General features: G+C 63.7%; 2 protein-coding genes and 1 pseudogene. All 3 read left to right on the top strand.

Features of this window, described 5'->3' with window-relative positions:
• Positions 1-98 precede the first annotated feature (98 nt).
• Complete coding sequence (locus tag V7E26_RS24660; RefSeq protein WP_324421389.1) at positions 99-341, top strand: DUF3297 family protein; 243 nt, start codon at positions 99-101, stop codon at positions 339-341.
• A gap of 130 nt (positions 342-471) precedes the next feature.
• Complete coding sequence (locus V7E26_RS24655; RefSeq protein WP_324421366.1) at positions 472-1,641, top strand: mandelate racemase/muconate lactonizing enzyme family protein; 1,170 nt, start codon at positions 472-474, stop codon at positions 1,639-1,641.
• A 61-nt stretch (positions 1,642-1,702) separates the two neighbouring features.
• A pseudogene (locus V7E26_RS24650) lies at positions 1,703-2,079 on the top strand (phosphoglycerate dehydrogenase); the annotation flags it as partial.

Below are 2,079 nucleotides of genomic sequence, written 5' to 3'. Positions count from 1 at the left end.
GGGGGGGGGGGGGGGGGGGCGTCTCCCGCGCCGCCCGCCACTCCCGAAGGATTGAGAAGAGATATCGAGGCACTGCTGTGAGCGAGAACGACAAAGCGATGAACGACCAGTTTCCCGACCGCCTTTCGGTCGATCCGAACAGCCCGTACTACAACGCCGACATCCTATCGCGCGACGTCGGCATCCGCTTCAAGGGCGTCGAGAAGACCAACGTCGAGGAATACTGCATCAGCGAGGGCTGGGTGCGCGTCACCGCCGGCAGCGCCAAGGACCGCCACGGCAATCCGCTGACGATCAAGGTACACGGGGCAGTCGAGCCGTACTTCCGGGATACAAAGTAGACGTTGAAGCGATCCCTCTCAGCCGTCATTGCGAGCGGAGCGAAGCAATCCACATCTCGGAACGGGATAAATGGATTGCTTCGTCGCTTCGCTCCTCGCAATGACGGCATAGTTCGAAAGCGAAACACCCATGTCCGTCCGTATCGTCGATGTCTGCGAAATCACGAAGCCGATCTCCTCGCCGATCCGTAACGCCTATATCGACTTCACCAGGATGACGACGAGCCTCGTCGCCGTCGTCACCGACGTGGTGCGCGACGGTAGGCGCGTCGTCGGTTACGGCTTCAATTCCAACGGCCGCTACGGGCAGGGCGGGCTGATCCGCGAACGCTTTGCGCCGCGCCTGAAGGAGGCCGATCCGAACAGCCTGCTCGATATCTCCGGCAGCAATCTCGATCCCGACAAGGTCTGGGCCGCGATGATGGCGAACGAAAAGCCGGGCGGCCATGGCGAGCGTTCGGTCGCGGTCGGCACCATCGACATGGCGGTGTGGGATGCGGTGGCGAAGATCGCGGGCAAGCCGCTGTTTCGCCTGCTTGCCGAGCGGCGCGGCCTGCAGGCCAATCCGCGCGTGTTCGTCTATGCCGCCGGCGGCTACTATTATCCCGGCAAGGATCTGGCCGCGCTGCGCGGCGAGATGCGCGGCTATCTCGACCGCGGCTACAACGTCGTGAAGATGAAGATCGGCGGCGCGCCGATCGCGGAGGACCGCGAGCGCATCGAGGCGGTGCTGAAGGAAGTCGGCAAGGACGCGCAACTCGCCGTCGACGCCAACGGCCGCTTCGACCTGGAGACCGCGATCGCCTACGCCAGGATGCTGCGGGAATATCCGCTGTTCTGGTACGAGGAAGCCGGCGATCCCCTCGACTATTCGCTGCAGGCCGCGCTCGCCGAATTCTATCCGGCGCCGATGGCGACGGGCGAGAATCTGTTCAGCCATCAGGACGCGCGAAACCTGATCCGCTATGGCGGCATGCGGCCGGACCGCGACTGGCTGCAGTTCGATTGCGCGCTGTCCTATGGTCTGTGCGAATACCAGCGCACGCTCGCGGTACTGGAGACGCACGGCTGGTCGCCGAGCCGCTGCATTCCGCATGGCGGCCACCAGATGTCGCTCAACATCGCGGCCGGCCTCGGCCTTGGCGGCAATGAGAGCTATCCCGATCTGTTCCAGCCATATGGCGGTTTCCCGGACGGCGTCAGGGTCGAGAACGGGCATATCACCATGCCTGACATCCCCGGCATCGGCTTCGAGGGGAAATCCGATCTCTACAAGGAAATGAAGGCGCTGGCGGCATAGGGCCGGAATTTCCGGTCGCTGCCCGTTTACCGCTCATCCATCGCTGAAGGACACCGCCATCGTGGCCACTACGCTTCCCCAACTCTCGCTCGCAAAGGACAAGATCCGCGTCTTGCTCCTCGAAGGCGTCAACGACAGCGCCGCTGAGATGATCGGGGCTGCCGGCTATTCCAACATGACGCGGCTGTCCAGGGCGCTCGAGGGCGATGCGCTCAAAGAAGCGATCAAGGGCGTGCATCTGCTCGGCATCCGCTCGCGTACGCAGATCACCACGGATGTTCTCGAAGCCGCGGATCGCCTGATCGCGGTCGGATGTTTCAGCGTCGGCACCAACCAGGTGGACCTCGAGGCGACGCGCCGCAGTGGCATTCCGGTGTTCAACGCGCCGTTCTCCAACACGCGCAGCGTGGCCGAACTCGTGATCGGCGAGATCGTCAT

This window comes from Bradyrhizobium sp. (assembly GCF_036735945.1).
Lineage (GTDB): Bacteria > Pseudomonadota > Alphaproteobacteria > Rhizobiales > Xanthobacteraceae > Bradyrhizobium.
This window is presented reverse-complemented; position numbering and strand designations above follow the sequence as displayed.

Excerpts from the sequence above, each read along its gene's own strand:
- V7E26_RS24655 (WP_324421366.1), top strand. The coding sequence starts at position 472 with ATGTCCGTCCGTATCGTCGATGTCTGCGAAATCACGAAGCCGATCTCC.
- V7E26_RS24660 (WP_324421389.1), top strand. The coding sequence starts at position 99 with ATGAACGACCAGTTTCCCGACCGCCTTTCGGTCGATCCGAACAGCCCG.